20 protein-coding genes and 1 riboswitch are annotated in these 25,234 nt (G+C 49.4%); of the genes, 6 read left to right on the top strand and 14 right to left on the bottom strand.

Going from position 1 to position 25,234, the window contains the following annotated elements; genetic code table 11:
• Window positions 1-5: 5 nt before the first annotated feature.
• Window positions 6-1,094 (bottom strand): D-alanine--D-alanine ligase, encoded by a 1,089-nt coding sequence (locus tag KQI_RS0119030; protein ID WP_010348466.1) that lies wholly within the window; start codon window positions 1,092-1,094, stop codon window positions 6-8.
• 72 nt (window positions 1,095-1,166) lie between these two features.
• Window positions 1,167-2,162: an amidase domain-containing protein gene (locus KQI_RS0119025; RefSeq protein ID WP_010348465.1), complete on the bottom strand. Its 996-nt coding sequence runs from the start codon at window positions 2,160-2,162 to the stop codon at window positions 1,167-1,169.
• A 424-nt stretch (window positions 2,163-2,586) separates the two neighbouring features.
• Between KQI_RS0119025 and acnA the strand changes: the two genes are divergently transcribed.
• Window positions 2,587-5,298, top strand: coding sequence for an aconitate hydratase AcnA (gene acnA / locus KQI_RS0119020; RefSeq protein WP_010348464.1), 2,712 nt, complete (start codon window positions 2,587-2,589; stop codon window positions 5,296-5,298).
• Window positions 5,299-5,462: 164 nt separating this feature from the next.
• On the opposite strand, the gene KQI_RS0119015 is transcribed toward acnA, so the two are convergent.
• Genes KQI_RS0119015 through purB form a run of 7 tightly spaced genes read right to left on the bottom strand, consistent with a single transcriptional unit; the run spans window position 5,463 to window position 13,233 of the window.
• Entirely contained in the window at window positions 5,463-6,584 is a 1,122-nt protein-coding gene (locus tag KQI_RS0119015) for an alpha-hydroxy acid oxidase (protein ID WP_010348463.1), read from the bottom strand.
• An 18-nt stretch (window positions 6,585-6,602) separates the two neighbouring features.
• Window positions 6,603-7,979, bottom strand: coding sequence for an MmgE/PrpD family protein (locus KQI_RS0119010; RefSeq protein ID WP_010348462.1), 1,377 nt, complete (start codon window positions 7,977-7,979; stop codon window positions 6,603-6,605).
• A complete protein-coding gene (locus KQI_RS0119005) occupies window positions 7,970-9,121 on the bottom strand; it encodes a M20 peptidase aminoacylase family protein (protein WP_010348461.1) in 1,152 nt (383 codons plus the stop codon). Before KQI_RS0119005 ends, KQI_RS0119010 begins: the two co-directional genes overlap by 10 nt.
• Window positions 9,108-9,896 carry an amino acid ABC transporter ATP-binding protein gene (locus tag KQI_RS0119000; RefSeq protein WP_010348460.1) on the bottom strand — a complete coding sequence of 263 codons (789 nt, stop codon included), beginning with the start codon at window positions 9,894-9,896 and terminating at the stop codon, window positions 9,108-9,110. The genes KQI_RS0119005 and KQI_RS0119000 overlap by 14 nt, the downstream gene beginning before the upstream one ends.
• 11 nt (window positions 9,897-9,907) lie before the next feature.
• Window positions 9,908-10,579, bottom strand: a complete 672-nt coding sequence (locus tag KQI_RS0118995) for an amino acid ABC transporter permease (RefSeq protein ID WP_010348459.1) — start codon at window positions 10,577-10,579, stop codon at window positions 9,908-9,910.
• Window positions 10,580-10,604: 25 nt separating this feature from the next.
• On the bottom strand, window positions 10,605-11,384 hold the full coding sequence (locus KQI_RS0118990) for an amino acid ABC transporter substrate-binding protein (protein WP_029390240.1): 780 nt from the start codon (window positions 11,382-11,384) through the stop codon (window positions 10,605-10,607).
• Between the two features lie 10 nt (window positions 11,385-11,394).
• Window positions 11,395-13,233, bottom strand: a complete 1,839-nt coding sequence (gene purB, locus KQI_RS0118985; protein ID WP_010348457.1) for an adenylosuccinate lyase — start codon at window positions 13,231-13,233, stop codon at window positions 11,395-11,397.
• A gap of 247 nt (window positions 13,234-13,480) precedes the next feature.
• On the opposite strand from purB, the gene KQI_RS0118980 reads away from it, so the two are divergent.
• Together KQI_RS0118980 and KQI_RS0118975 are read left to right on the top strand one after the other, a co-directional pair.
• A complete protein-coding gene (locus tag KQI_RS0118980; protein ID WP_010348456.1) occupies window positions 13,481-14,578 on the top strand; it encodes an iron-containing alcohol dehydrogenase family protein in 1,098 nt (365 codons plus the stop codon).
• A gap of 43 nt (window positions 14,579-14,621) precedes the next feature.
• On the top strand, window positions 14,622-15,809 hold the full coding sequence (locus KQI_RS0118975) for an aminotransferase class I/II-fold pyridoxal phosphate-dependent enzyme (protein WP_010348455.1): 1,188 nt from the start codon (window positions 14,622-14,624) through the stop codon (window positions 15,807-15,809).
• Between the two features lie 164 nt (window positions 15,810-15,973).
• On the opposite strand, the gene KQI_RS0118970 is transcribed toward KQI_RS0118975, so the two are convergent.
• Window positions 15,974-16,810 carry a YitT family protein gene (locus KQI_RS0118970; protein ID WP_010348454.1) on the bottom strand — a complete coding sequence of 279 codons (837 nt, stop codon included), beginning with the start codon at window positions 16,808-16,810 and terminating at the stop codon, window positions 15,974-15,976.
• Window positions 16,811-17,299: 489 nt separating this feature from the next.
• Here KQI_RS0118970 and KQI_RS28880 point away from each other — a divergent pair, with 489 nt between their 5' ends.
• Window positions 17,300-17,452 carry a hypothetical protein gene (locus tag KQI_RS28880; RefSeq protein ID WP_010348453.1) on the top strand — a complete coding sequence of 51 codons (153 nt, stop codon included), beginning with the start codon at window positions 17,300-17,302 and terminating at the stop codon, window positions 17,450-17,452.
• A 195-nt stretch (window positions 17,453-17,647) separates the two neighbouring features.
• Here KQI_RS28880 and thiC read toward each other — a convergent pair whose 3' ends face one another.
• Both thiC and KQI_RS0118955 read right to left on the bottom strand, forming a co-directional pair.
• Window positions 17,648-19,435, bottom strand: a complete 1,788-nt coding sequence (thiC, locus tag KQI_RS0118960) for a phosphomethylpyrimidine synthase ThiC (protein WP_010348452.1) — start codon at window positions 19,433-19,435, stop codon at window positions 17,648-17,650.
• Between the two features lie 181 nt (window positions 19,436-19,616).
• A riboswitch (TPP riboswitch) is annotated at window positions 19,617-19,729 on the bottom strand.
• A 96-nt stretch (window positions 19,730-19,825) separates the two neighbouring features.
• Window positions 19,826-20,569 carry an IclR family transcriptional regulator gene (locus tag KQI_RS0118955; protein ID WP_010348451.1) on the bottom strand — a complete coding sequence of 248 codons (744 nt, stop codon included), beginning with the start codon at window positions 20,567-20,569 and terminating at the stop codon, window positions 19,826-19,828.
• Between the two features lie 298 nt (window positions 20,570-20,867).
• On the opposite strand from KQI_RS0118955, the gene KQI_RS0118950 reads away from it, so the two are divergent.
• Together KQI_RS0118950 and KQI_RS0118945 are read left to right on the top strand one after the other, a co-directional pair.
• Window positions 20,868-21,905 carry an alpha/beta hydrolase gene (locus KQI_RS0118950; RefSeq protein WP_010348450.1) on the top strand — a complete coding sequence of 346 codons (1,038 nt, stop codon included), beginning with the start codon at window positions 20,868-20,870 and terminating at the stop codon, window positions 21,903-21,905.
• A 243-nt stretch (window positions 21,906-22,148) separates the two neighbouring features.
• Window positions 22,149-23,513, top strand: a complete 1,365-nt coding sequence (locus KQI_RS0118945; RefSeq protein WP_029390239.1) for a Fe-Mn family superoxide dismutase — start codon at window positions 22,149-22,151, stop codon at window positions 23,511-23,513.
• A 75-nt stretch (window positions 23,514-23,588) separates the two neighbouring features.
• Here the strand turns inward: KQI_RS0118945 and KQI_RS0118940 are convergent, their stop codons facing one another.
• Together KQI_RS0118940 and folE are read right to left on the bottom strand one after the other, a co-directional pair.
• Complete coding sequence (locus tag KQI_RS0118940; protein ID WP_010348448.1) at window positions 23,589-24,434, bottom strand: lipoate--protein ligase family protein; 846 nt, start codon at window positions 24,432-24,434, stop codon at window positions 23,589-23,591.
• Between the two features lie 197 nt (window positions 24,435-24,631).
• Window positions 24,632-25,225, bottom strand: a complete 594-nt coding sequence (gene folE / locus KQI_RS0118935; protein WP_010348447.1) for a GTP cyclohydrolase I FolE — start codon at window positions 25,223-25,225, stop codon at window positions 24,632-24,634.
• Between the last annotated feature and the right edge of the window lie 9 nt (window positions 25,226-25,234).

Here is a 25,234-nt window from a genome sequence, read left to right as displayed (position 1 = left end):
TCGTTTTATGAGTTCTCGTAATGAAGTGCGGACCTGCGTTCATAACGCTCCAGTGCGAGTGCAATCATGCGGTCCAGCAGACTTTGATAGGATACTCCGGTTTCTCTCCACAGCAATGGATACATGCTGAACGGTGTAAAGCCCGGCATGGTGTTCACTTCATTGATCAAAATATGTCCATCCGAGCGTCTGACGAAGAAATCGGCTCGGGAAATCCCACAGCCTTCCAGAGCGCGGAATGCTTGTAAGGCGGCCTCACGAATACGATCTGCCACTTCCTCGTCGAGCGGTGCCGGAATGAGCATTTCTGATTGGCCGTCCGTATATTTGGCGGCATAATCATAGTAATCGCTGGACGATACAATTTCACCCGGTACGGAAGCAATCGGCTCGTCATTGCCAAGCACGCTGACCTCAATCTCACGGGCATCCACGTATTCCTCCACAATCACCTTCAGATCAAATTGCAAAGCCAGTTCCACAGATTTCTCCAGCTCTTCCCGGTTATTGGCTTTGGAAATACCGACACTTGATCCCAGATTCGCCGGTTTGACAAAGCACGGATAACCGAGCTCCGTTTCGATGCTGCGCACCAGATCATGACTGGTTTGTGCCCACTGTGTACTATTAAAATAACAGTATTTCACCTGCGGCAAACCCGCATGCTCAAACAGCTTCTTCATGACGCCTTTGTCCATCCCTGCGGCGGAAGCCAGCACTCCTGCACCGACATATGGCATAGCCGCCATTTCGAACAGACCCTGAATCGTTCCGTCCTCGCCAAAGGTGCCATGCAGCAACGGAAACAGCACATCCATCTTCTGCTCTCCATACAGCTTGCCGAACAACGTATCCAGTGCCGCTTTGGTGCCGCCCTCTGCACGTTCCAGCTTCAATTGCTCCAATGAAACCAAAGGTGCGCTCAGCAGCGGTCCTCTGCGCCAATCGCCAGCCTTTGTAATATAAAAAGGAATAATCTCGTATTTCTCATAATTAAACGCGTTCATTACCGCATACGCCGTTTGCAGCGAAACCTCATGTTCGCCTGATTTGCCACCGTACACCAGCCCTACGGTTAATTTTTGTTTTGCCATGCTATCCTCCGCTTTCCTGCTTTCGTCATTGTGCCTGATGTGCATCACTGTACCTGTTATTCATCATCTCTTTTAAAAATAGTCGGCGATATGATAAAAGCGATATACGGTGCTATCCGTCCATGCATACGAATTTTTGTAGTCCCAATAACGATGTCTGGAGCTTACCGTATGTGCATTGACAAGCGGCATGCCGCCCGCATCAAAGGCCGTTACGATCGTGCTGTGCTGAAAGGTTCCGTCACCGTCCCAATCATAAAAAATGACGTCTCCCAGCATAAGCTGCTCCGGGCGGCTCACCTGTTCAGCGGCCAAACCCCACGAGCTTGAGTCCAAAAACCGCTCCAGGCTGTTGGAAACCGCCCAGCTGTAACTCCACAGCTCACGTCCGGCGACTCGTCCTTTGTACCACCAGCCCGATTCTCTTTTACCAGTATAGTGGATCGGTGCGCCCCCTGCAAAGAGGCATTGCGAGATATAATTGGTGCAGTCCACATCAAAACCTTCAAACTCCGGGTTGAAGCTATCCCACCACTGATCTGCATAGGCCGCCGCTTCCTCGCGGCGATATCGACTTGGGCGTGCCGATGTGCCAAAGCCCAGCACTCCGCGATTCAGCAGCGGCAAACTCCCCCCTTGATTAAACGACGCCTGTTCAAAGGGCACTTCTCCCCCCGCAGGCTTCCTTTCTGCCGGATCCCGCTCGATTCTCGTCACCTGCCAGGCTTCTCCCTCACGCGTGAACGTCAGTCGCTCCTGTTCAATTCGATCCTCCCGGTGGGTCATCCCGCCCTTCTCATAAAAGAGCCGGACATGCAATTGTACGTCTATTACGGCCTCATCCGGGGTATCCTGCACAATCCGCAACGGCTTGGCGCGAGTCTCGCTGCGCAGGGGAACAGCATCCCGTTCGTTATACCACTGCTCCAATCTGGCCGCACGCCCCGCCCGTTCCATCCGCTGACCCACCTCCAGATATTCATCCGGCTGCGGTACCCCGTTCACCTCACTGCGATTGTATTGATTCACATAAGCAAAAAGGGCCTGTTTCCATTCCCGCTCCCCCATCCCTATCCCTCCGTATTCGTCCCGCTACCCTTCTTTCACGAATAGCCGGGATGATGTGTAACTTCCTTTTTTCCCTCTCTGGCCTGTTATGCCCTCTATCTATAAGTATGAATCTCTAAAGCTTGGTATGAACATCGAAACGCGAGAAAACAGAACGTTTTATTTTCCAGTCGGCAACGCATAATATAGGCCAAAAAAACTTTACGGAACCGCCTGAAAACGGTATACTTAATCCAAAAGCAATCATTTTGAAATTAAGTTTCATCTGATGAAACAGATTGCATGTATCTCAATCTCTGCACACGCAATGAATCACTGAAGATGGAAATGAGAACGCAACCAATTTAAACCAATCGTGCAGTACATCGAAAAAAACGACATTCCTATTCACCCCACAAGCAATCACTTCAAGGAGGTAATACCTATGTCAGGAAAAGATCAATTCTCCATTGCTCGTAGTCTCGAAGTTAACGGCAAGCCTTATCGCTATTACAGTCTTAAGGCACTGGAGGAACAAGGAAAAAGCGGTGTTGCCAACCTGCCTTTCTCCATTAAAGTGTTGCTGGAAGCCGCGGTTCGCCAATTTGACGGACGCGCCATCACAGAGGAGCACGTACAGCAGCTGACAGGCTGGGCTGAGAATCGTGACAGCAACAAGGAAATCCCCTTCATCCCGGCACGCATCGTGCTTCAGGATTTTACGGGTGTTCCGGTGGTTGTCGATTTGGCAGCCATGCGCGATACCGTGAAAAAAGCAGGCGGCGATCCAAAACAAATCAACCCGCTCGTCCCGGTCGATCTCGTCATCGACCACTCGGTTATGGTGGATGCCTTTGGTTCCAGTGACGCGCTGGACTACAACATTAATGTAGAGTTTGAGCGTAACGAGGAGCGGTACCGTTTTCTGCGCTGGGCGCAAACGGCGTTCAACAACTTCCGCGCCGTGCCGCCGTCTACCGGTATCGTCCATCAGGTCAATCTGGAGTATCTCGCATCCGTAGCCGCCACCAAAACCATTGACGGCGAGACGGTCGTTTTCCCGGATTCCCTCGTGGGAACAGACTCCCATACTACGATGATTAACGGACTTGGCGTGGTCGGCTGGGGCGTCGGTGGTATTGAGGCAGAGGCGGGTATGCTGGGGCAGCCGCTCTATTTTGTCACTCCCGATGTGATTGGCTTCAAGCTGACGGGCAGTCTGTCGGAAGGGGCTACTGCTACGGACTTGGCGCTGACAGTCACTCAAATGCTGCGTAAAAAAGGCGTGGTCGGCAAATTCGTAGAATTTTACGGCCCCGGCCTGGCTAACATCAGCTTGGCTGACCGTGCGACCGTTGCCAACATGGCACCGGAATACGGTGCAACGATCGGGTTTTTCCCGGTTGATGTCGAAACCCTGGCTTACCTGCGCAGCACTGGACGCTCCGATGAGCAAGTCAGCCTCGTAGAGGAATATTACAAGGCACAAGGCATGTTCCGTACAGCCGATACGCCGGACCCTGTGTTCAGCGATACGATTGAGCTGGATCTGGCTTCGGTTGTACCGAGTCTCGCCGGACCCAAACGTCCGCAAGACCGCGTAGAATTGAGCAGCATGAAGGAAAACTTTGAAGGCATTATCCGTACCCCGGTGGACAAAGGCGGCTATGGTCTGAGCGATGAGAAAATCGCACAAAAGATTCCGCTGACCCATCCGGATGGCTCTACCAGCGAATTGGGTACAGGAGCGGTCGTCATTGCGGCAATCACAAGCTGCACGAACACCTCCAACCCAAGCGTTATGGTCGGTGCGGGCTTGCTTGCCAAAAAAGCGGTGCAGCGCGGACTCAAAAAGCCGGGCTATGTTAAAAGCAGCTTGACACCGGGTTCCCTCGTCGTGACGGAGTACCTGCAAAAGGCCGATCTGATCGGCCCACTGGAAGCACTCGGCTTCCATGTAGCGGGTTACGGCTGCGCGACCTGCATCGGCAACTCCGGGCCGCTTCCTGACGAAGTGAGTCAGGCCATTACTGACAACGATTTGACCGTGGCCGCAGTCATTTCCGGCAACCGGAACTTTGAAGGTCGTGTGCATGCGCAGGTCAAAGCCAACTATCTCGGCTCGCCGCCACTGGTTGTCGCTTATGCGCTGGCAGGTACGGTGAACATTGATTTGACGAATGATCCGCTCGGCTACGATCAGGACAATCAACCGGTTTACCTGAAAGACATCTGGCCTACTTCCGAGGAAATCAAGGAAGCCATCAGCCTGTCTCTCAGCCCGGATATGTTCCGTCGCAAATACGAAAATGTATTTACAGCCAACGAAAAATGGAACTCCATTTCAGTCCCTGAAGGCGAACTGTATGAATGGGATGAAAACTCAACTTATATTCAAAATCCGCCGTTCTTTGAAGGACTTCAGGATGGCGTGCAAGATATCCAGGAAATTCGCAGTGCCCGTGTGCTTGCCCTGTTGAACGATTCGGTTACGACAGACCATATCTCACCAGCAGGCAACATCGCTCCTTCCAGCCCGGCAGGACTGTACTTGAAGGAGCATGGTGTGGAGCGTAAGGACTTCAACTCCTACGGCTCCCGTCGCGGTAACCACGAGGTCATGATGCGTGGTACATTCGCCAACATCCGTATCCGCAACAACGTGGCACCCGGCACCGAAGGCGGCGTGACCAAATACCTGCTTACGGATGAGGTCATGTCCATCTATGATGCGTCCATGAAATATCAGGCAGCCGATCAAAACCTGATCGTTATTGCTGGTAAGGAATACGGTACAGGCAGCTCACGTGACTGGGCGGCCAAGGGTACGCTTCTGCTGGGCGTGAAAGCTGTCATTGCCGAAAGCTTCGAGCGGATTCACCGCAGTAACCTGGTCGGTATGGGCGTGCTGCCATTGCAATTCCAGGAAGGCTACAGCTGGTCCAGTCTGGGACTGAACGGCCGCGAAACCTTTGACATCCTTGGCATTGACAATGACGTGAAGCCAGGCCAAGAGCTTACGGTTGTAGCCAAACGCGAGGATGGCACCAAGTTAGAGTTCCCGGTAACTGCCCGACTGGACAGCACCGTCGACATCGACTACTACCACAACGGTGGTATTCTGCAAACCGTATTGCGTCAAATGATTCAAGAGTAAAAAGCGTATAAACGACGAAATCCCCTCCAAAATGCAGTGGAAGCTGCAAATTGAGAGGGGATTTTTTTGAGTATTCCCATATACCGATTCTGAATGTCATATTTAGTTCATAATTTCCACGTTCGACTTGAGGTTGGCATGAGTGCTAAAACTCTCTAGGTATCTCAGAGGTTACAGGAGCAGGTGAAGGAACGGTGCAGATTTTCTCTGGATAAGTGTTTCATATCTGCTTCACCGGATAACTTTAGGGCGGAGATTAGCTGCGACTTATATTGCTCGATTACCTGGATTACTCCTTCTTCCCCGTTCGCCGCCAAACCATAAATATACGGCCTTCCGATGGAAACAGCATCCGCTCCCAAAGCCAGCGCTTTATATACATCCGTACCGCTTCTGATGCCACCATCCACGATAACAGCGATTCTATCTTTAACCGCGTCAACAATGGGCGTAAGGGACTCCAGAGAGGATATTGCCGCATCCAGTTGTCTTCCACCGTGGTTTGATACGATAATCCCTTCCAATCCCAGTTCGGCGGCTTTTTCCGCATCTTCTGGATGCTGTATGCCTTTTAAAATAATCGGCAGACTGGTGATTTTCCTCAAACGGAGAATATCATCCCAAGTCATGTGATCCCTACGTTTATTGTTTTGAATTTCTTTTATAATATTTTCTTCCGTCCATTCCGTGACCAACGCTTGAAATACAGGATCTTTACGAAAATTGGCTCCGCCTTTTGTTACCCTCACAGGAGAGAATTGATGAACAAAGCTGCTGCTTCTCCATCCCAATACGCCTGTGTCCACGGTTGCGACGATCGCTTTATATCCTGCTTGCTCCGCCCTTTTCACCATGCTGAAGGTGAGAGCTTCACTTGTTGACCAGTAGAGCTGGAACCAGTTATTTCCTTGCGGGGTGTGTTCGCTTATTTCTTCCAAAGAATAATCGGAAACCGTACTTGCGATATATGGGACACCCGCCTTTTCGGCAGCCTTGGCAGCGGCAAGCTCTCCTTGCGGACACGCAAGTTTTTGGTAGCCGACCGGCGCTAACAGAATTGGAGCTTGTATAGGTTGGTTCAATATGGAAGTGGTTATTTCCACAGAAGATACGTCCCGCAGCACACGCGGGATAATCGCCCATTGACGAAACGCCGTTTCGTTCGCAAGCAGTGTCTCTCCACTTCCCGATCCGCCCCTAATATATTCAAAAGCACCGCGTTCCAATTTTTCTGCAGCCAACGCTTCCCAATCCTTATAAAAGACAGGTATTTGGTTTCTGGTCATGATTTTCCTTCTTTCCAGCTATAATAAGGAGAGCAGCCCGGAAACCGAAGTATTCTCCAAGTTATCGACATATTGCAGGATTTGGCGTGAAGTCTTTTCGTTTTGCAGACAGATCTTCAGTTTGTATTGCATTTCCTCATCCGTTAACGGCTGCAGGGTCGAACCTTTGGGCGCATCCACACGCTCACTCCATACTTCATTGCGGTCTGTTATGATTTCTACAATCGTAAATCTGCCTTTCGGGATGCTATTGGGAACAGGTTGAATGACATCGCTGTACCTTCTCTTGATCTTGCTCATGAACATTCGTACATCTTCCGCAATAGGTTGTGCCTGAAAATTTCCAATTGAAAGCGGATAATGCAAAAGAATCAAGCCGACAATATATTCAATGCTAAAGCGGCCTTGTTCACCTGTCTGCGGAGTATGCTGCACTAAAGCGGCATCGCCGTCCTTGGGGAAAATGATGTTGATTTGTTTGATTCGCTCCGGCTCTATCGGATAGTTGGCCACTAAGCGCAGGGCTGCATCCGCTCCATGATACCCGGCGGAGCAAAAGGGATACAGTTTAAACCATAAACCCGGGTTAGCTATTTTCCATGAGCCATGCTGCCAATGATCCAATAAAAAAGGAGCCGCATATTGTTCGCCTTGTCCGTATACAGCAAAAAAGCCCAGCTCCTGATCCAATCCTGCCGCCGTGCCCTTTAACTGATATTCGGTAAATAAAATCGATTGCAGGGCCGCTTGCGCAGCCAAACCCGCATGTAGCGGCTTGGCTTCTGTCCCGAACTGAACTCTTAGACCGCTGGCCTGCGTCGCCGCCAAACCTATCACCCGGCACATTTCCTGATGTCTCATGCCTAGAAAATAAGCTCCGGCAACCGCAGCGGCAACGGCTCCGAGTGTACCGGTATTGTGCCAGCCTTTGGCATAATGGTCTTTTCCGATGGCTTGCCCAAGCCTGGCCATAACTTCGACCCCGATAATATAGGAAGCCAAGAACCTTTGGCCGTTCAAATCTTTTTCAGCCGACTTGCTCGCAGCCAGCGAAAAAAGCATCGGCAAAATAACAGTGCTCGGATGGCCACGAACATCGGAATGAACATCGTCAAAGTCAAGCGCGTGGCCTATAAACCCGTTTAAGAGAGCAGCATGAAGCGGCGCTGCTTTCATGTTCTGACCGATGACAGGAACAAGTCCTGCCCCGCCGTCCATGTCCAAATGCTTTTTGAGCTTCTGGACACTTATATCCCCGCTGGCCGCATGACATGAAGCAATAAAATCAACAAGCCCCATTTTGGCCATTTGCACCGCTTCTCGCGAGGCCAGCGGGTCAGCAGCCTGAATACAGTTAACAAACCGACTTGTTAACGACAGATTGTTCAGTTCCATTGCTCCAATACTTTCACGGCAAGATGCGAGAAATAATTGGCGGCGACAATCAGAGCATCTTCATTAAGCGAGTATGCGGGATGATGCCATTCCTGAGGACCATCCACACCCATCCATACAAAAAATCCGGGAATGGTTTCCTGATAAAAAGCAAAATCTTCTCCGCCGGGACTTTGCGCGGCATCCACAACCTTATAGCCCAAGTCTTTGGCCGCATCTGTGGCCACATCTGTAAATCTCCCGTTATTATTCACACAGGGAAGGTAACTGTGCCAACGGAAATCCACCTTGGCTCCGTATCCGGCGGCAATCCCTTCCGCAGTGCGCTTCATGAGCACAGGGATACGACTTCGCGCTTCTTCCTGAAAAGTCCGCACGGTTCCTTCCAGCTCTGCTTTTTCCGGAATGACATTCCATGTATTCCCGGATTGGAACCGCGTCACACTAATAACCGCATTGTGAAACGGACTAAGACTCCGGCTGACAATCGATTGCAGGCCGGAAACAATTTGCCCACCGACCACAATAGGATCGATGCTGTTATTTGGAATACCGGCATGGCCGCCCACGCCGATCACATCCAACTCAAATTTATCTACACTGGCCATCAATGGGCCTTCTTTGATGCCAATTGTGCCGACAGGCAAATCCGTCTTATTGTGCATGCCAAAAATGGCTTCTACCCCTTCAAGCGCTCCAGCTTGGGCGATTACTTTCGCACCTTGGGCGATTTCCTCTGCCGGCTGAAAAATGAATCTGACCGCTCCCTTTAATTGCGACTTTTTTTCTTTCAGCAAAATAGCCGCTCCAATTATAGAGGAGGTGTGAAAATCATGTCCGCACGCATGCATAACTCCGTCATTTTTAGACACAAAATCCACTTTCGTTTCTTCTCGAATGGGCAGGGCGTCGATATCCGCGCGAACGGCAATGGTCGGTCCGGGAAGCTCGCCCTGGATTTCGGCAATAACGCCTACCTCTAGCGGAAAATCAAGAATTGGAATGCCATTGTCCGCCAACCAGCGTTTAATCCGTGCAGTCGTTTCATGCTCCTGCAAGGAAAGCTCCGGATGTTCATGCAATTCTCTGCGGTATGCGACTAGTTTTTGCTGTAATTGTTTTGGATTATCAGAAAGCGCCATTGAACGATTCCTCCTTCGTTTCCTCTTCGCTGCCAGCTGTTCTGCTGCCCAGCTGCTGCAAAAATTGTTTGGTTCGCGGATTTACGGATTGCTCAAAAATTTGCGCTGGAGTTCCTTGCTCGACAATATGCCCGTCAGCCATAAAAATAATCTTGTCGGCTACTTCTTTCGCAAAAGCCATCTCGTGCGTGACAATGATCATCGTCGTATTTTTTTTCGCAATGTACCGGATTACCTGCAATACCTCGGCCACAAGTTCCGGGTCCAACGCGGAGGTCGGCTCATCAAACAAAATCGCATGGGGATCAACCGCGAGTGCCCTGGCAATGCCGACACGCTGCTGCTGTCCACCGGATAAGGTAACCGGGTAGTTGTCCTTTTTATCCATCAGGCCGACCTGCTTCAATAAATCGAGCGCTATTTGACTTGCTGCTTCTTTTTTCATTTTTTTGGCGATTACTAAAGATTCCGTAATATTCTGCAGCGCTGTTTTGTTCTTAAACAAGTTATAGTTCTGAAACACCATCGCTGTTTGCTGTCTTAATAAATGTGCTTCTTTCGCAGAAAATCTTTCAGCATTTATCCTGGCGGTTCCGATTTCTATTTCCCCCTGATCGGGGGTTTCCAATAAATTCAGGCACCGGAGCAATGTTGACTTTCCTGAGCCTGAAGGGCCGATAATCGCAACGACTTCGCCCTGTTTCACCTCGATATTGATGCCATTTAGCACAACCAGATTGCCAAAACGTTTATGCAGGTTTTTGACCGATATCATTCGTCAACCTCCTATTGTTGATAAGGTCGGTTAATTCTTTGTTCTACCACGCGCTGAAGTGACGATACGCCAATAACAATAAGCCAGTATAATAGCCCGACTGCCAAATACGTTTCAAAAAATTTGAAACTTTCCGCCGCCATCATTTTGGCTTGGGCAAACATCTCGGCCACACCCAACGTAAACGCCAGTGCCGTTTCTTTGATAAGCGTAATAAATGTATTCCCAGTGCCGGGTAGCGCGTTACGCGCCGCCTGCGGCAGGATCATCCGGCGATAGGTTTGAAATTTCGTCATGCCAACCGATAAACCCGCCTCCAATTGGCCTTTATCAACCGAATTGAGCCCAGCTCTGAAAATTTCCGCCAGAAATGCCGCTTCTTTTAAACTCAAGCCAATCAGCGCGGCCGTTAATGCCGTCATATTATTAAAAGCGGGAATTAACTGCGGCAGGCCAAAGTAAAAGAGAAATAACTGCACCAGCATCGGGATCGCACGAAAAAATGAAATATAGACAGCCGCAAGCTGTGTGAGTACAGGAATGCGGCTGTTTCTTATAAGTGCCACTATTAAACCTAGGATACTTGCCATTATCATGGCCGTTACGGCCATGATAATAGTTAAGGGTAAATATTTAATAATGTTAGGAAATACGGACAGCATATATTCAAAATCGAAATCCATTGGAGAGTACACCTCAAGACTTAGTTTATTGTGTTACATCCTCACCGTAATATTTTTTCGAGATTTTTAGTAACGTTCCATCATCGCGGAGCTTTTGGAGCTCAGTGTTAAATTCCTTCAACAGCTTTTCGCCCTGTTCCGTTCTGGCAAAAGGAAAGGACACATCATCATGTGAAATCGGATCGCCTACCAGTTTGAGTGGAAGCTTGCCTTTGGCAATCTCGGCCAGAAGCGTGGTGGATGCGTTAATATATCCGTCCACCTTGCCCGTGATGGCTTCATTCATAGCTGATTCACGCGTTTCGTATGTTTTTAAAGTAACCTCGCCTTTGGTGTCCCAGGCTTTAAAATTTTTCACATTGTTGGACCCCAGAACGGCTGAGATGGTTTTTCCTTTTAAATCATCCAACGTATTAATTTGATTATTGTCTGCCCGGACAGCAACCTGTGTACCAAGGACTGAGTATTTGTCCGTGAAATTATATACTTTTTTTCTTTCATCAGTTACGGCTACGTTATTGGCGACCGTATCCAGTTTGCCTGCTTCCAATTGACCCATCAATCCGGAAAAATCCGTCAGTGTCCATTCCACTTTGTAACCAAGATTCTTGGCTACAGCCTCCAGCACTTCAACATCATAACCGACCAGTTTATCTCCTTCTTTAAAGGAGTTTGGAAAGCTTTGTCCTGTCGCCCCTACTCTGAGCACTTTTTCTCCGCTTGAGCTTGTTCCATTGCCGCAAGCCGCCAACACGACCAGCAACATTCCTGCAATCATAATCCCAAGAAACTTTTTCATTATAATCCCCTCTGCTTTATATGTTTTGAGTTACCTTAGCTGCCTGCAGATCCTTTTTAAAGTAAACCGTTGTATGACCTCTGCCCAAATCCTTGGTGCCGATTTTGTGATACCCCTTGCTTTCATACATGGCGGACAGCCATGGGTGATTTTCCGCTGTACCCAATGTAACGGCCGGGCTTTTTAAATCGGACGCTATTTTTTCTTCAACCAATGACAAAATCTTCGATCCGATTCCTTGCCGCTCATTGGCTGGATCTACGGCCAGCCAGCCGATATGAGGCAGACCGGCAGGACCAGGTTGGCTCCCCCACGGCAGCCTAATGGCGATGGTCGCGATCATTTTCCCGTTTTGCTCCAGCACATAACACAAGTTATGGGTGATATGTTTTTTCACCAAATCCAGATCAGCATGTGCCGCAGCAAAATTTATCCCTAAATCCCTTATGGATTGGTAAGCTCTTAATGTCAGGTCGAGCAATTCTTCCGCATCATCAAGAATCGCCAGACGGAAATGCTGCTTCACCAGCACTTGATCCACCTTTTCAACCGCAGATCCAAGATAGGTTTCAGGATTTAACAGTTCTTTTATTTTCGCTTCATTCAGCACCTTAGCGACTTGTTCATTGGCAACCAACACATCCTGAAACGGTTTATGCTCTTCAATGGCCTTCATCGACAGCTCATAAATAAGCTCATGTGCAGTCTGTTTTCCGTAGCTCTCCGCCAATGCAAACATGACTCTTTCCGATAATAAAAGTCCGCCTTGCAGATTTAAGTTTCGCAGCATATGATCGGGTTTTACGATCAGACCCTGCAAAACTGTTTTGGTCGATAACAGTTGAGCAGACAGATAGATGCAGATTTCCGGCAAGGCAATCCATTCGCCCCGCCATGACATCGCATCCCGTTCATGCTCAACGATAAGGGAATCCTGAATAAGGGACACGCTATGGAGAATCGGTCTTGTCAGGCTTGCGATCCCCTCCAGCGCTGCCGGATTCCGTTTGTGGGGCATCGTTGTGCTGCCAATCTTCCCTATTGCAAAAGGTTCTTCAACCTCATCAATCTCCGACCGCATCAGATTATAGAATTCATTGGCAAGCTTGCCTAATGTACCGCTGATTAACCCGATAACACTGGCGTACTCCGCGATTCTGTCTCGCGATGAATGCCAACAAATCTCCGGCACGGACAAACCCAGTCTTTGTAGAGCGTTCGCTTCGATTTCAGGCCCTTTAGGACCAAAAGAAGCAAATGTCCCGACTCCGCCTGCAATAACACCGGTAAATGTCCGGGCCTCCAAGCTCTCTAACCGTTCAATATGACGTTTTACTTCACTCAGCACCACGGATAATTTAAAGCCAAAGGTTGTCGGCAGCCCCTGCATGCCATGAGATCGGCCAGCCATCGGCGTTTTTTTGTATTTTTCGGCAAGCTTGGCGAGCTCTCCCGCAACCTCTTTCAACTCCGAAAGGATGAGAGTATGCGCCTCTTTTAATTGCAGTATGGTTCCTGTGTCCACAATATCCTGGGTCGTTGCCCCAAAGTGGACATACTCTCCATCCTCGCCGCATAATGACTGCAACGCTTTTATGGTTGCATTCAAAGAGTGTTTCGCTTTTGCCGATTCACTTGCGATTTCAGCAAAATCCACATATTCAGCCTTAGCGTTTTTGGCAATCGTTTCAGCAGCACTCCGGGGGATAATTCCAAATTCCCCTTCCGCCAGGGCAAGAGCCGCCTCCACATCAAAATGCTTTTGCAGCCGGTTATGCTCTGACCAGATGCTGCGCATGTCAACTGTTCCGAAATTATTTCTTAGCAATACCATATCTATCACATGGGAACTCATTACATTTCTTCCTTTCCGCCTAGTCTATACTTTTAAATCCATAGTTAACACATATGTTTTATCGTTTTACCTAATTACTATAATATATAGATCAAAATTTAGCATGTCAATAGTTAAAATCTAAGGCATAATTTCGTCAGAACATGCTTAAGAAGTAATTGACATAGATTTGCGAACAGAGTATATTTTCTACAATATAAATTATTCCTCCCAATTAAGTAGGAAATGTAATGGAGGTAACATCATTATGGAATCAACTGTCGTTTTGAAAGCTGGTCCCCAGGAATACTATCACAGTAAAGGAATATTGAATCAATTGCCCCAATTGATTTCCGAAAGAAAGATCAACAGATTATTGGTCATACATGGAGAAAAATCGCTTCAGGCCGCTATGCCTTACTTGCCTTCGCTGGCAAATTTCGAAATTCAATATGAGAAATATAGTGGTGAATGTTCTCTAAACGAGATTAAGCGAATCTCCGCCATCGCCAAGCAATATAAAGCGGAAGGATTATTAGGGATCGGCGGAGGAAAGGTGGCGGACCTTGTAAAAGCAGTGGCCTATCAGCTGCAAATCCCGGAAATACTTATTCCGACACTTGCTTCCAATTGCGCCGCATTCAGTGCCGTAAGCATCATTTATAATGATGAGGGGATTCATGTTGACAGCTTGTCTTTTCCGAAAGCAACCAATCTTGTCGTGATTGAACCGGAGATCATTTTAAACAGCCCTATTGAATATACGATTGCCGGTATCGGCGACACTCTCGCCAAATGGTACGAAGGCGTATCCCGTTTGAATCAGATACAGACCAAAACCATACCGATGCAATTGAGTTTCGAAATGATGCACAAATGCAGAGAGTTTTTATTCGAGTTCGGGGAACAATCCATCCAAGACGCACAGACCGGAAAATTAACGGATGCCTTTATAAATGTTATTGATACGAATATTGCCGTTGCCGGCCTCGTTGGAGGCTTTGGAAGTATATTTGCCAAAAGCGTGGGCGCACACGCCTTCTTTAATGCTGCGACAGCTATTCCCGGAACGAAAACGATTTTACACGGATCTCTTGTAGCGTTCGGAATTCTGGTTCAATTAGCCCTAGAAAAGAAAACGGACGAACTGGAGTCGATTCTTCCTTTTTATAGAAAAATAGGCCTCCCGACGACGCTGCAGGATATACATCTGGACGATTCCAGCACGGAAGCGCTGCGGCTGATTGCGGCAAAAATGACGTCTGAAACATCGAGAATTCACAGTTTACCGTTTAAAGTCACCGCTGATGATGCACTAAGGGCGATCCTGACAGTGAACAGGATTACAAGCAGCTACAATTATTAGGGTAATACATTGCTTCCATCCATCAGCAGAAAGGAAAAAAAGAATGGTTGTTTTTGAAGAATCCAAGCGGCTGAAATCCCTGCCGAGAAAGTACATGTCCAAACAAGCGCAAGCGATTGCCAATTATGAAAAGCAAGGAATTGATATTATTAATCTTGGAAGAGGGAACCCGGATTTGCCTACTCCTCAGCATATTGTGGATCGCTTGAAAGCGGCCATTGATGTGCAGAGCAACCATGGATATCCACCTTACAATGGGAAAAATTCTTTAAAACAGGCCATTGTTGCATTCTACAAACGTGAATACGGCGTTGATCTTGATCCGGACACCGAAATTGCCATTTTTAACGGATCTATTATCGCCGTTGCCGCTCTGCCGCAATGTCTTTTGAATCCGGGCGACACCATCATGTTTCCTGAACCTGCCTTTCCGATGTATTATTCCGCGGTAAAATTAGCCGAGGCCCAGCTTTACGGTTTGCCTGTGAAGGAAGCAGATGGATTTCTGCCGGATTATAACGCAATTCCGACGCAAATCGCCCAACGTACAAAATTGCTGTTGTTAAATTATCCGAACAATCCGACCGGCGCTGTGGCAACAAGTCATTTTTTCGCGGAAACCGTTCAGTTTGCCACAAAACACAATATTCCAGTTTTTCATGATATGGCTTACGGATCTATTGGTTTTGACGGGAATAAACCGCTTAGCTTCTTGCAGACGAAAGGGGCTAAAGAAATAGGCGTGGAAGTATACACCATGTCAAAGGCGTACAATATGGCCGGCTGGAGAGTGGCGTTTGCCGTTGGAAATCCATCCATTATCGCAGGCATGAACCGCTTTGTTGAACATGCTTACGGAAACGTGTTTGGAGCGGTTCAGGATGCCGCCGCGGCCGCCTTAACAGCCGACCAGGACTGCGTCCACCAACTCACAGATATATATAACCAGAGACGAGATACATTAGTAAACGGACTGAACAAAATCGGCTGGCAGGTAAGGCCTTCCGCAGGCACCTTTTTCGTATGGGCGAAAGTCCCGGAGGGGTATAGTTCCGAACAGTTTTCCGCTCTTTTATTGGACAAAGCTCATGTTGCCGTTATTCCAGGCGAAGCTTTTGGTCAGCATGGTGCCGGATATGTTCGCATTAGTTTGGTTACTTCGGAAGAAAGATTGCTGGAAGCCGTGCAACGGATTAAAGACGCCCATATTTTAAAATATCAGAAAGTATAAACTTCGTAGGGTCAGCGAATTCAAAGGACACTGGCGGCCGTTTGCAGAAGCTGCTGCTCGGCAGGCGGTCAGAGGGAGGGAAAACCTCACAACAGCAAAAAAGCCGCTCCCTCAGGACCGACTTTCAACCATGTTCTCCTATAACCTTACCTTCACACCGCCAGCTATTTCGAAATATCCAAAAAGCCCTCTCCGAATACATCCCGCACGTCATGAATCGTGATAAATGCTGCTGTGTCGACGGCTTTTACAATCTTTTTAAGCGCCGACACCTCTTGTTTGCTAATGACGATATACAGAACTTCCTTCGGATTTTTGGTGTAGTATCCGTGGCCTGACAGGACGGTAACTCCACGATCCATTTGCGTAATGACCATCTCTGCAATTTTGTCTTGATGCTCCGAGATAATCATGACCGCCTTTTTAGGATTTAGCCCCTCAATCATAAAATCCATAACCTTGGTTCCCACGTACAGGATGACGATCGTCAGCATCAATTTTTCCGGCCCAATAATAAAATAGGAAGAGAACGCTACGATCAAATCAAAAAACAGCAGGGCATAGCTAATATTCCAATCCAAATATTTGTTGGCAATCCGCGCCAAAATGACCGTTCCCGCCGTTGTACCCCCTACCCGCACGATTAAGCCAATCCCGATTCCGACCAAAACTCCGGCAAACACGGCATTAATCGTCGGCTCATGCGAATCAATCCGCCAGTCAGCTGTTAAATGTAAAAACAACGAGTTAAATGCGACCGCAATGACGGTGTATAACGTTGTTCTCGCATCCAGAAATTTATATCCAATAATCAACAGCAGACCATTGATCACCAGATTGACGACCGAAGGCGACCACTGAAACAGGTAGTACAAAATAATCGTAACCCCTGTAACGCCCCCTTCACCAAACTCATTCGGGATCACAAACAGATTAACAGCCAGCGCGAAAAAAAAGGCACCTACAATAATAAATGCGATATCCGCAAGTCTCTTTTTCATATATGCTCTAATCCTCTCTCAAACATTTCATCACTGATTAGCCAGATGGATTGGCTGACGCTTGCTGTCAAAATACGCTTACAACCAGTTCATGGTATCTACTTACAAACCTAAAGTCAATATAACTTTGACACTTTAATTCACCACCAAACTGCCTTAATCCCGAATTCAGACAGACCCCAGCCATTTCGACAAAAAAACAATCCCGACTACTAAACTAAGAAAACGGGCCTCTAGCCCTTGTTTTCGATCTAGGCACATCTTCCCTCAAAACGACCATCCTCCTAATACACATTTTGGACACATACGACCATCTTCCTGTTTTATGTCAAAAGTGTTTTACTTTGAAAAAATGCGGTTATAATGATTGCAACTTAACCAAGCAACCTATATGGCATTACGACATCAAGTACATACAAATAGTCCTATACAGAGGTCCTAAGCAACTCAATCTGGATTTGACGAAATGGAATTGGAGGAACAACCTACATGAATACAATGAACTTAACTGTACACACCCTGATGCCCTTTCACCACCAATACCAACGTGCCAACGCGGTGAGTATGCAGAAGAAAGAAGATAGCTCGGAGAAGAAGCTCAGCTTTCAGGATATCTTGAATGAGAAAATGGGTAAAAAATAAAGCAGCCTTCTTTCGGTTGCTTCATTTTGCTTTGACATAAGCTCAAAAGCCGTGTTTCCCTACATCGTCTGTAGAGAAGCACGGCTTTTGTTATTCATTCGTTTATTAGTTCATCATTCGTAGTAGTTATAAGCCTCAGACTAGCTTGCCAGCGCTATCTGTTTAGCTTTCCGATTGATATTATTTGCTACCAATCTACTGCCCGGCCTCCCGATATTGCTCGGCCTTTTCACGCATCCCGGCAGCTACAGCCTCTTCTGTATTCAGCCCCTTGTCAGCCGCATAGGCGCGAATGTCCTGCGTAATTCGCATGCTGCAGAATTTGGGACCGCACATGGAGCAAAAATGGGCTTCCTTGGCCCCCTCTGCCGGCAGCGTCTCATCATGGTAGGACAGGGCACGCTCGGGATCAAGCGAAAGGTTGAACTGGTCGCGCCAGCGGAACTCAAAGCGCGCCTTGGATAAGGCATCATCCCGTTGTTGCGCCCGTGGATGTCCTTTCGCCAGATCGGCAGCATGTGCCGCAATTTTGTAGGTAATGACTCCTTCACGAACATCATCCTTGTTCGGCAGGCCCAAATGCTCCTTTGGCGTAACGTAACACAGCATGGACGTCCCGAACCAACCGATCATGGCTGCTCCGATAGCTGAGGTAATATGATCGTAGCCAGGCGCAATATCCGTCGTGAGCGGTCCCAAAGTATAAAAAGGAGCTTCCTTGCAAATTTCCATTTGTAAATCGACATTCTCCTTGATTTTGTGCATCGGAACATGCCCCGGACCTTCGATCATGACCTGGACGTCATGCTTCCACGCGATTTGCGTTAGCTCACCCAGCGTTTCCAGCTCTGCAAACTGTGCTTCATCATTTGCATCATAGATGCTGCCCGGACGCAGACCATCCCCGAGGGAAAAGGCTACATCGTAAGCCTTCATGATTTCGCATATTTCTTCAAAATGCGTGTACAAAAAGTTCTCCTGATGGTGCGCAAGGCACCAGGCCGCCATAATCGACCCGCCCCGGGAGACAATTCCCGTCATTCTGTTCGCCGTCATCGGGATATAGCGCAGGAGCACGCCCGCATGAATTGTAAAATAGTCCACACCCTGCTCCGCCTGCTCAATCAGGGTATCGCGATACAGCTCCCACGTCAGTGCCTCAGCTTGACCGTTCACCTTTTCAAGCGCCTGATACAGCGGTACGGTTCCAATCGGCACAGGGGAATTCCGGATGATCCATTCACGCGTCGTATGGATATTACGGCCTGTGGACAGGTCCATGACCGTATCCGAGCCCCAGCGCACGGCCCAGGTCATCTTCTCCACTTCCTCCTCAATGGAGGACGTGACCGCAGAATTACCAATGTTCGCATTGATCTTCACGTGAAAATGACGCCCAATGACCATCGGCTCACTTTCCGGGTGATTGATATTGGAAGGCAAAATCGCCCGTCCCGCCGCCAGCTCCTGCCGCACAAACTCGGGCTCCACCCCTTCGCGAATGGCTGCAAATTCCATCTCGGGCGTAATGATTCCCTTGCGGGCATAGTGCATTTGCGTCACCGTGCGCCCTTGTGAGGCACGAAGCGGACGATGGGTCATGCCGGGAAATTCCGCCGCCTCCCGCTCGGAACCAGGCTTCAACCCGTTATCCTCTGGCTTAACCGTGCGTCCCTCGTAAACTTCGGCATCGCCTCGTTCCAGCACCCAGGCCCTCCGCAACGGAGGCAGCCCCCGTCGGATGTCCACCTGATAGGCTTCATCCGTCATCGGTCCGCTTGTGTCGTACACACGCAAGGGCTCATGATGCTCGGTGCCCTGCGGCGTATGTGTGGGGTGCAGCGCGATTTCACGCTCTGGCACGGCAATATCCGGCCGCGAGCCTTGAATATACACCTTGCGGCTCCCTGGAAAGGGTTTTACTCCGCCAGCTTGCTCTGTACTTGACTTCACTTCAGTTCCTTCTGTTTCCGTCGGTTTCATTGTTATTTCCTCCCGTTTCGATGGAATGACACACCGATCCGGAACCATTCCCAGGGTGGCTGATCTATGCAAAAAAGCCGGTTCCCCAGGGAACCGGCTAATCTAACGAAGAGCTATCCAGAAGTACGCACACGGAATAATATATTCCACGCGCCTTCTTGGGCAGCAGCTGCGTATACATTTCAATGGCCGATTACTTCCCTACGCTGGTATGATCCAGATCAGGTGCAAAGGGTCCGGAATCTTGCACGATTCCATCTCAGCCCGGCATTACAGGCTCCCCCAGTAACTGTGATACTTCGATTTGCATGAGACGGAGATAATAGACATCCCGCCATCCTCATCAGATTACTTTAAATTTCTTATTTTGGCAACCCTTCTCTGGTCCTGTTACGGGAGCATAAGCCCCATTTCCTTCGCAGCTTCGATCAAAATCGGGGCAAAATCATGCAGCGTCTCAGGTGCAAGCCGGCTGACCGGACCGGATACAGACAAGGCCGCAGCGACCTGTCCCTTCCGGTTCACCACAGGCGCTGCCACAGCGGCTGCACCTGGCTCCCGTTCTTCATAGCTGGTTGCATAGCCCTTCTCGCGAATATCCTGCAGCTGAGCTTTATAGACCTCCGGGTCTACCGAAGACGGCCATTCATCCCCTCTTAGCAGAGCTTCCAGCTCCTGCGGCGGCATAAAGGCCGCCAGCACCTTGCTGGAAGCCCCCACAGCCAGCGGCATGCGCGCACCCACAGGCGCAACGCGGCGGATCGCCTGGTTGCTCTGCACGGCTTGAATGCGAATACGCATACTGCCGTCTCGCAAGTACAAGCTGATCGTCTCACCCAGGCGGTCACGCAGTCCTTCCATCGCTGGCTGTAGCAGCACTGCCGGCTCATCGCTTTGTGACAAATGGGTGGACAGCTCCCATATGCGGAAGCCAAGCCGATATTTTTCGGTTGCAGCATTCCGAACGACAAAGCCACGATCCTCCAGCGTTGTCAGCAGCCGGTGAACCGTGCTTTTATGTAGCCCAATTTTGGAGGCAATCTCCGTCAGACCCAGATCCGAGTCTGCGGTAAAACACAGCAATATATCAAGTGCACGCTCCACAGCGCGAACGGTTAATTTACGGTCTTCCATCGTGAACCGCTCCCCTTGTATCCATTTTCGTTTCACACCATGAAACATGGTTACATAAATTATATAGAATACTCGCGGCTACTGTAAACCGATGTTTTTGTGACAGCTATATTACAGAAAAAGAACAAACATCGACAATTCTTTGCATCATTTTTACTTTTCCGGTACAGGCGTTGACTTTGTATAATCACCATCATACGATAATAGGTATCAATATGGACATACACTATCATTTTCAAGTGAATTTGTACCTAAATTCTATAGCATGAAGCTCAATTTTTTATAAGGAGGCTCTTACATGATTTCGACATCCCAGCGCAGCTCACAGCTACAAACCGCTGTTCAGGAGCCGTCCATCCCACTGATTAATTCCCGTATGCTGCGGTTCAAGCACATTGTGATTGCGCTGCTGCTATCGGTTGTATTTTTTCTGTTGTTTTGTTTTATTGCCCTGCACGCCTACATCGCATGGGTACTGACGAATCCAACTGTGGCGCCGCTGTACTCCAACCCGATGCAGGCGAAGGGAATGGCCTATGAGGACGTCAGCTTCCCCGCCAAGGACGGCAGCCGCATGGTGCAAGGCTGGTACATCCCGGCAAATCAATCGCGGAAAACGATTATTTTCAGCCATGGTTATGGGGCCAATCGCGAAGAAAGCTGGATTCCCATGTATGATCTGGCGCACTATGCCCATCGTTTGAACTTTAATGTGGTTATGTTCGATTATGGATTCGCATCCCAAAACAGCAAAGCAGTCGCGACCGGAGGCAAAGCGGAATCCCAGCAGCTTCTAGGGGCGATCCAGCTTGCGAAGCAACGCGGCTCATCGGAGATTATTGTATGGGGCTTCTCGATGGGGGCAGGAACCGCCCTGCAGGCGGGCTTGCAAACCAAGGATGTGGACGCGATGATTTTGGACAGCACCTTCCTGCTGGAACCAGATACGCTATACCATAACATTCATAATCAAATTGATTTGCCACGCCATCCATCTTTGGAAATTCTGGAGTTGCTGTTTCCGGTCTTGAACGGCACCAGTTTGCATCAGATTCCATATCAGGAAGTCAAAAAGGAAAACTATCCGTTCCCGATCATGTTTGTGCATGGTACACAGGATGAAAAAGCGCCTTATCCCATTGCGGAAAAGCTTGCTGCCAATCAGACCAATCCGCTTTCCAGTGTGTGGATTGTCAAAAATGGACTGCATGAGCTGATTTTCAGAGAGCATCCACGTGAATATTTGCGGCGGGTATCAACGTTTTTAAGCAGTGTGCAGGAGCTAGAGGACAAGAAGACCGTCGCTAATGCGAATAAGCAAACGGCTGCCAAGTAATAAAATGGTGCAGTAATGAAATGATATGGAGAAGCCTGATTATGGACGCTTAGCTCGTGCCTTAGTCAGGCTTCTTTTTTTGCGTCCAATGGCATTCATGATTTTGTATGACATGGGTATCTGATAGAGGGAGTTTGTAGACATATTCCCGATGAGGCGGCGAATATAATGGGTACGTATGCATCCGGGGCAGATTCTTTCTCCAACCCGGATATCCATAGCGGGATACGGGAGGTAAAAACAATGCTGAGTAATTATGGGTCTTTTCTGCCCTTGCGCGTGCTGGAAGAAATCCGGCATTGGAAGCAGCAGGAAAGTTGGCATGTGGAAGTGATTAAGTCCGCTACCGAGGGGCTTGAGCCTGCATATGTGCAGCTGCTCGATGATTGGCGAACCGTATTTGAACAGACTGAACGTGCTGCTGTAGAACTGCTTGAAGAGCAGCGGAGCGCCCTCGATCCGGCGGCTCAGGCGTGGCAGGACTCAGGAGAGCAGAAATCGGCTGCTCCAGAAGCACACACACACGAACTGGCTGAACATTCTGGACAGTCGAGGGAACAGGGTGAGGCGTCGTCATCTGGAGAGGTGTCATTGCCAAAGACTGTCTCGCAAGATCTACATCGCCGGCTGGACGGTTTGCTGCAAACTGCAAACCGTCAGTCACAGGAATATGTTCGCCAGCTTGGCCTGCTGGGCGAGCACAGTCTTGCATTACGACAGCAGCCCAGATCCGCCGGAATTGTGCTGCACGCGGCCCATGAAAGCCAATATTTCCTGATCTCGACCACCCCCTTTCAAGAGCCTGGCTCCATCGAACGGGCGGCTGGATTGTATCATGTGGCAGCGGAGGGGGAGCACTACCCTGAGGATGCGTTTCGAGAGCGACAGGCGGGCATACGGGGAGAAGGCACATGGGCGTCCATGGGCGTTCAATCCGGTCAGACACAGCCCTCGGCAACGGAAAAAGCTTCCCCCGGTCGCTCAGTTCCTATTGGGGGACATCGGTTGCCACCACTCCCCTACCCCTATAACGCGCTTGAGCCGTACATTGATGAAAAGACGATGCGTATTCACCATGACAAGCATCATTTGAGCTATGTGAATGATTTGAATATAGCAGAGAAGAAGCTGGAAGAGGCCCGGAAAACAGGTGATTTTAGCCTTGTAAAGCACTGGGAGCGGGAACTGGCTTTTAACGGTGCGGGCCATTATCTGCATACTCTTTTTTGGACGATTATGAGCCCCAAAGGCGGCGGAAAACCAAGCGGGCCGCTGGCTGAGCAGATCAAAAAGGATTTTGGCAGCTACGATGCATTCAAGAAGCAATTCAGTTCGGCAGCCGAAAAGGTTGAAGGAGGCGGCTGGGCGATCCTGGTGTGGAGTCCGCGTGCGGGACGGCTTGAAATTTTGCAGGCCGAAAAGCACCAGAACCTGACTCAATGGGAGTCCATTCCGCTGCTGGCGATTGATGTGTGGGAACACGCCTATTACTTAAAGCATCAGAACGAGCGCAACAAATACATCGAAGACTGGTGGCATGTCGTCAACTGGCCTGCGGTGGAAGAGCGCTACGCTCAGGCCTCCAAGCTGAGATGGCTGCCCTTCTAAGCTAAGTGCCATGTGAACTAAGTTTCATATGAGCTAGGTTTCATGTAAGCTAGTGAGCTAAATTCATTTTCTACACTATACTTGTGAGTCGTATCGTTCCCTAAGAGCAGCCATTTGCTCTGCCAATCCTTGCGGCTGCGCTAGCGAGCCATCGACAGGCAAAATCGTAGCCCGGCTTTCGATCACCCGGCGCAGAGATGCCGTATAGGCCTCAACAGATGGCACCCCAGCCAGCTCTGCCAGGCTACCCATCGTTGCCGGATTTACCCGTGGATAATCCGGCTGCGGCACCCCAGCCGGCATATCTCCGGCTGCCGCCGCATAAAACTGCTGCACCGCCTGGGCACGCTCTGCACCACTGCCCTCAATCATCACGAAAGCCGTGATGATATACGCCTTGGCTTGACGTCGCTGCGCAATGCCGCAAAACTTGCGGCCTAGGACGCTGACATCGTAATCACCGGGACAGAAAGACCCGGTGATTTCCCCGGTCTGCGCCTCGGCAGACCACGGGGCCAGCGCATCGGCAATCAGCCCCGCCATGAGCCGGAAATCCTCATTCAGGCTAATCGCCCGCTGCGGATTCGGCAGGATCAGGGACAGGTTCAGTACCCCCCTGTCCAGCATGACGGCTGCTCCGCCCGAGGGACGCACGCATACTGAGGTTCCCGCGCTGCGCACGCGCTCCATCGCCTGCGGCGCGTATGGAAGCCTGCGGTCCCGGTGACCGATGACCAGCGCAGACGGATGCCGCCACAGATGCAAAACAGGCGCAGCTCCTTTTCCAACTTGCCGACAGGCCAGCTCCTCCCAGGCCAGCGGAGACAAAACGTCCGCCCGGTTGTCCATAAGCGGCGCTTCATACCATTGCAAATCAGGCAAAGATGTTGTTTTATCTGCTGAGCTATGTACGTTCTCCATATGGTATCCCCTATCTTAAAATCACTGTTATGCACAGGCTAATCGTAAATGTTAAGGCAGCTATGCTGCGTTGTTGAATGTTGCATCAGTCCACCCGTCTTTTCCTATGTTAGCAAAAAGAGTGTTAGCAAAAAAGGGTGGCTACGCCTATGCGTAAACCACCCTTTTTCATCACATAACCGTCAAGCCGTCTTCGATCATTCCTTGATCAGGGACAGGAATTCTGCCCGTTGTGCTGCATCATTACGGAATGAGCCGCGTACCGCAGATGTTACCGTTTTACTGCCCGGCTTTTTGACACCTCTTGCACACATACACAGATGTTCGCCTTCTACAACCACCATTACCCCGTGAGGAGAAACCGTTTCATCCAGAATATCCGCGATCTGTGATGTAATCCGCTCCTGAACTTGCAAGCGGCGGGTCACAGCCTCTACCAGACGGGCAAGCTTGCTCAATCCTACAATTTTGCCGCTGGGTACATAGCCGATATGCACTTTTCCGAAGAAAGGAGCCATATGATGCTCACACTGGCTGTAATAGACGATGTCCTTCACAATCACAAGCTCCTCGTGATTCTCATCGAATGTCACACCCAGCGCATCCCGGGGATCAACCTCATAACCCGCAAATATTTCCTCATACATGCGCGCTACGCGTGCCGGTGTTTCCAACAGCCCTTCACGCTTGGGGTCTTCACCGATCAGTTGTAAAATCTGCTCCACATGGTACTCGATTTTATCCCGGTTATCCGCAGCTTTGCGGTTAATATAATCTTTTACGCCAGCCACAGTAATCCT

This window comes from Paenibacillus peoriae KCTC 3763 (assembly GCF_000236805.1).
Taxonomy (GTDB): domain Bacteria; phylum Bacillota; class Bacilli; order Paenibacillales; family Paenibacillaceae; genus Paenibacillus; species Paenibacillus peoriae.
This window is presented reverse-complemented; position numbering and strand designations above follow the sequence as displayed.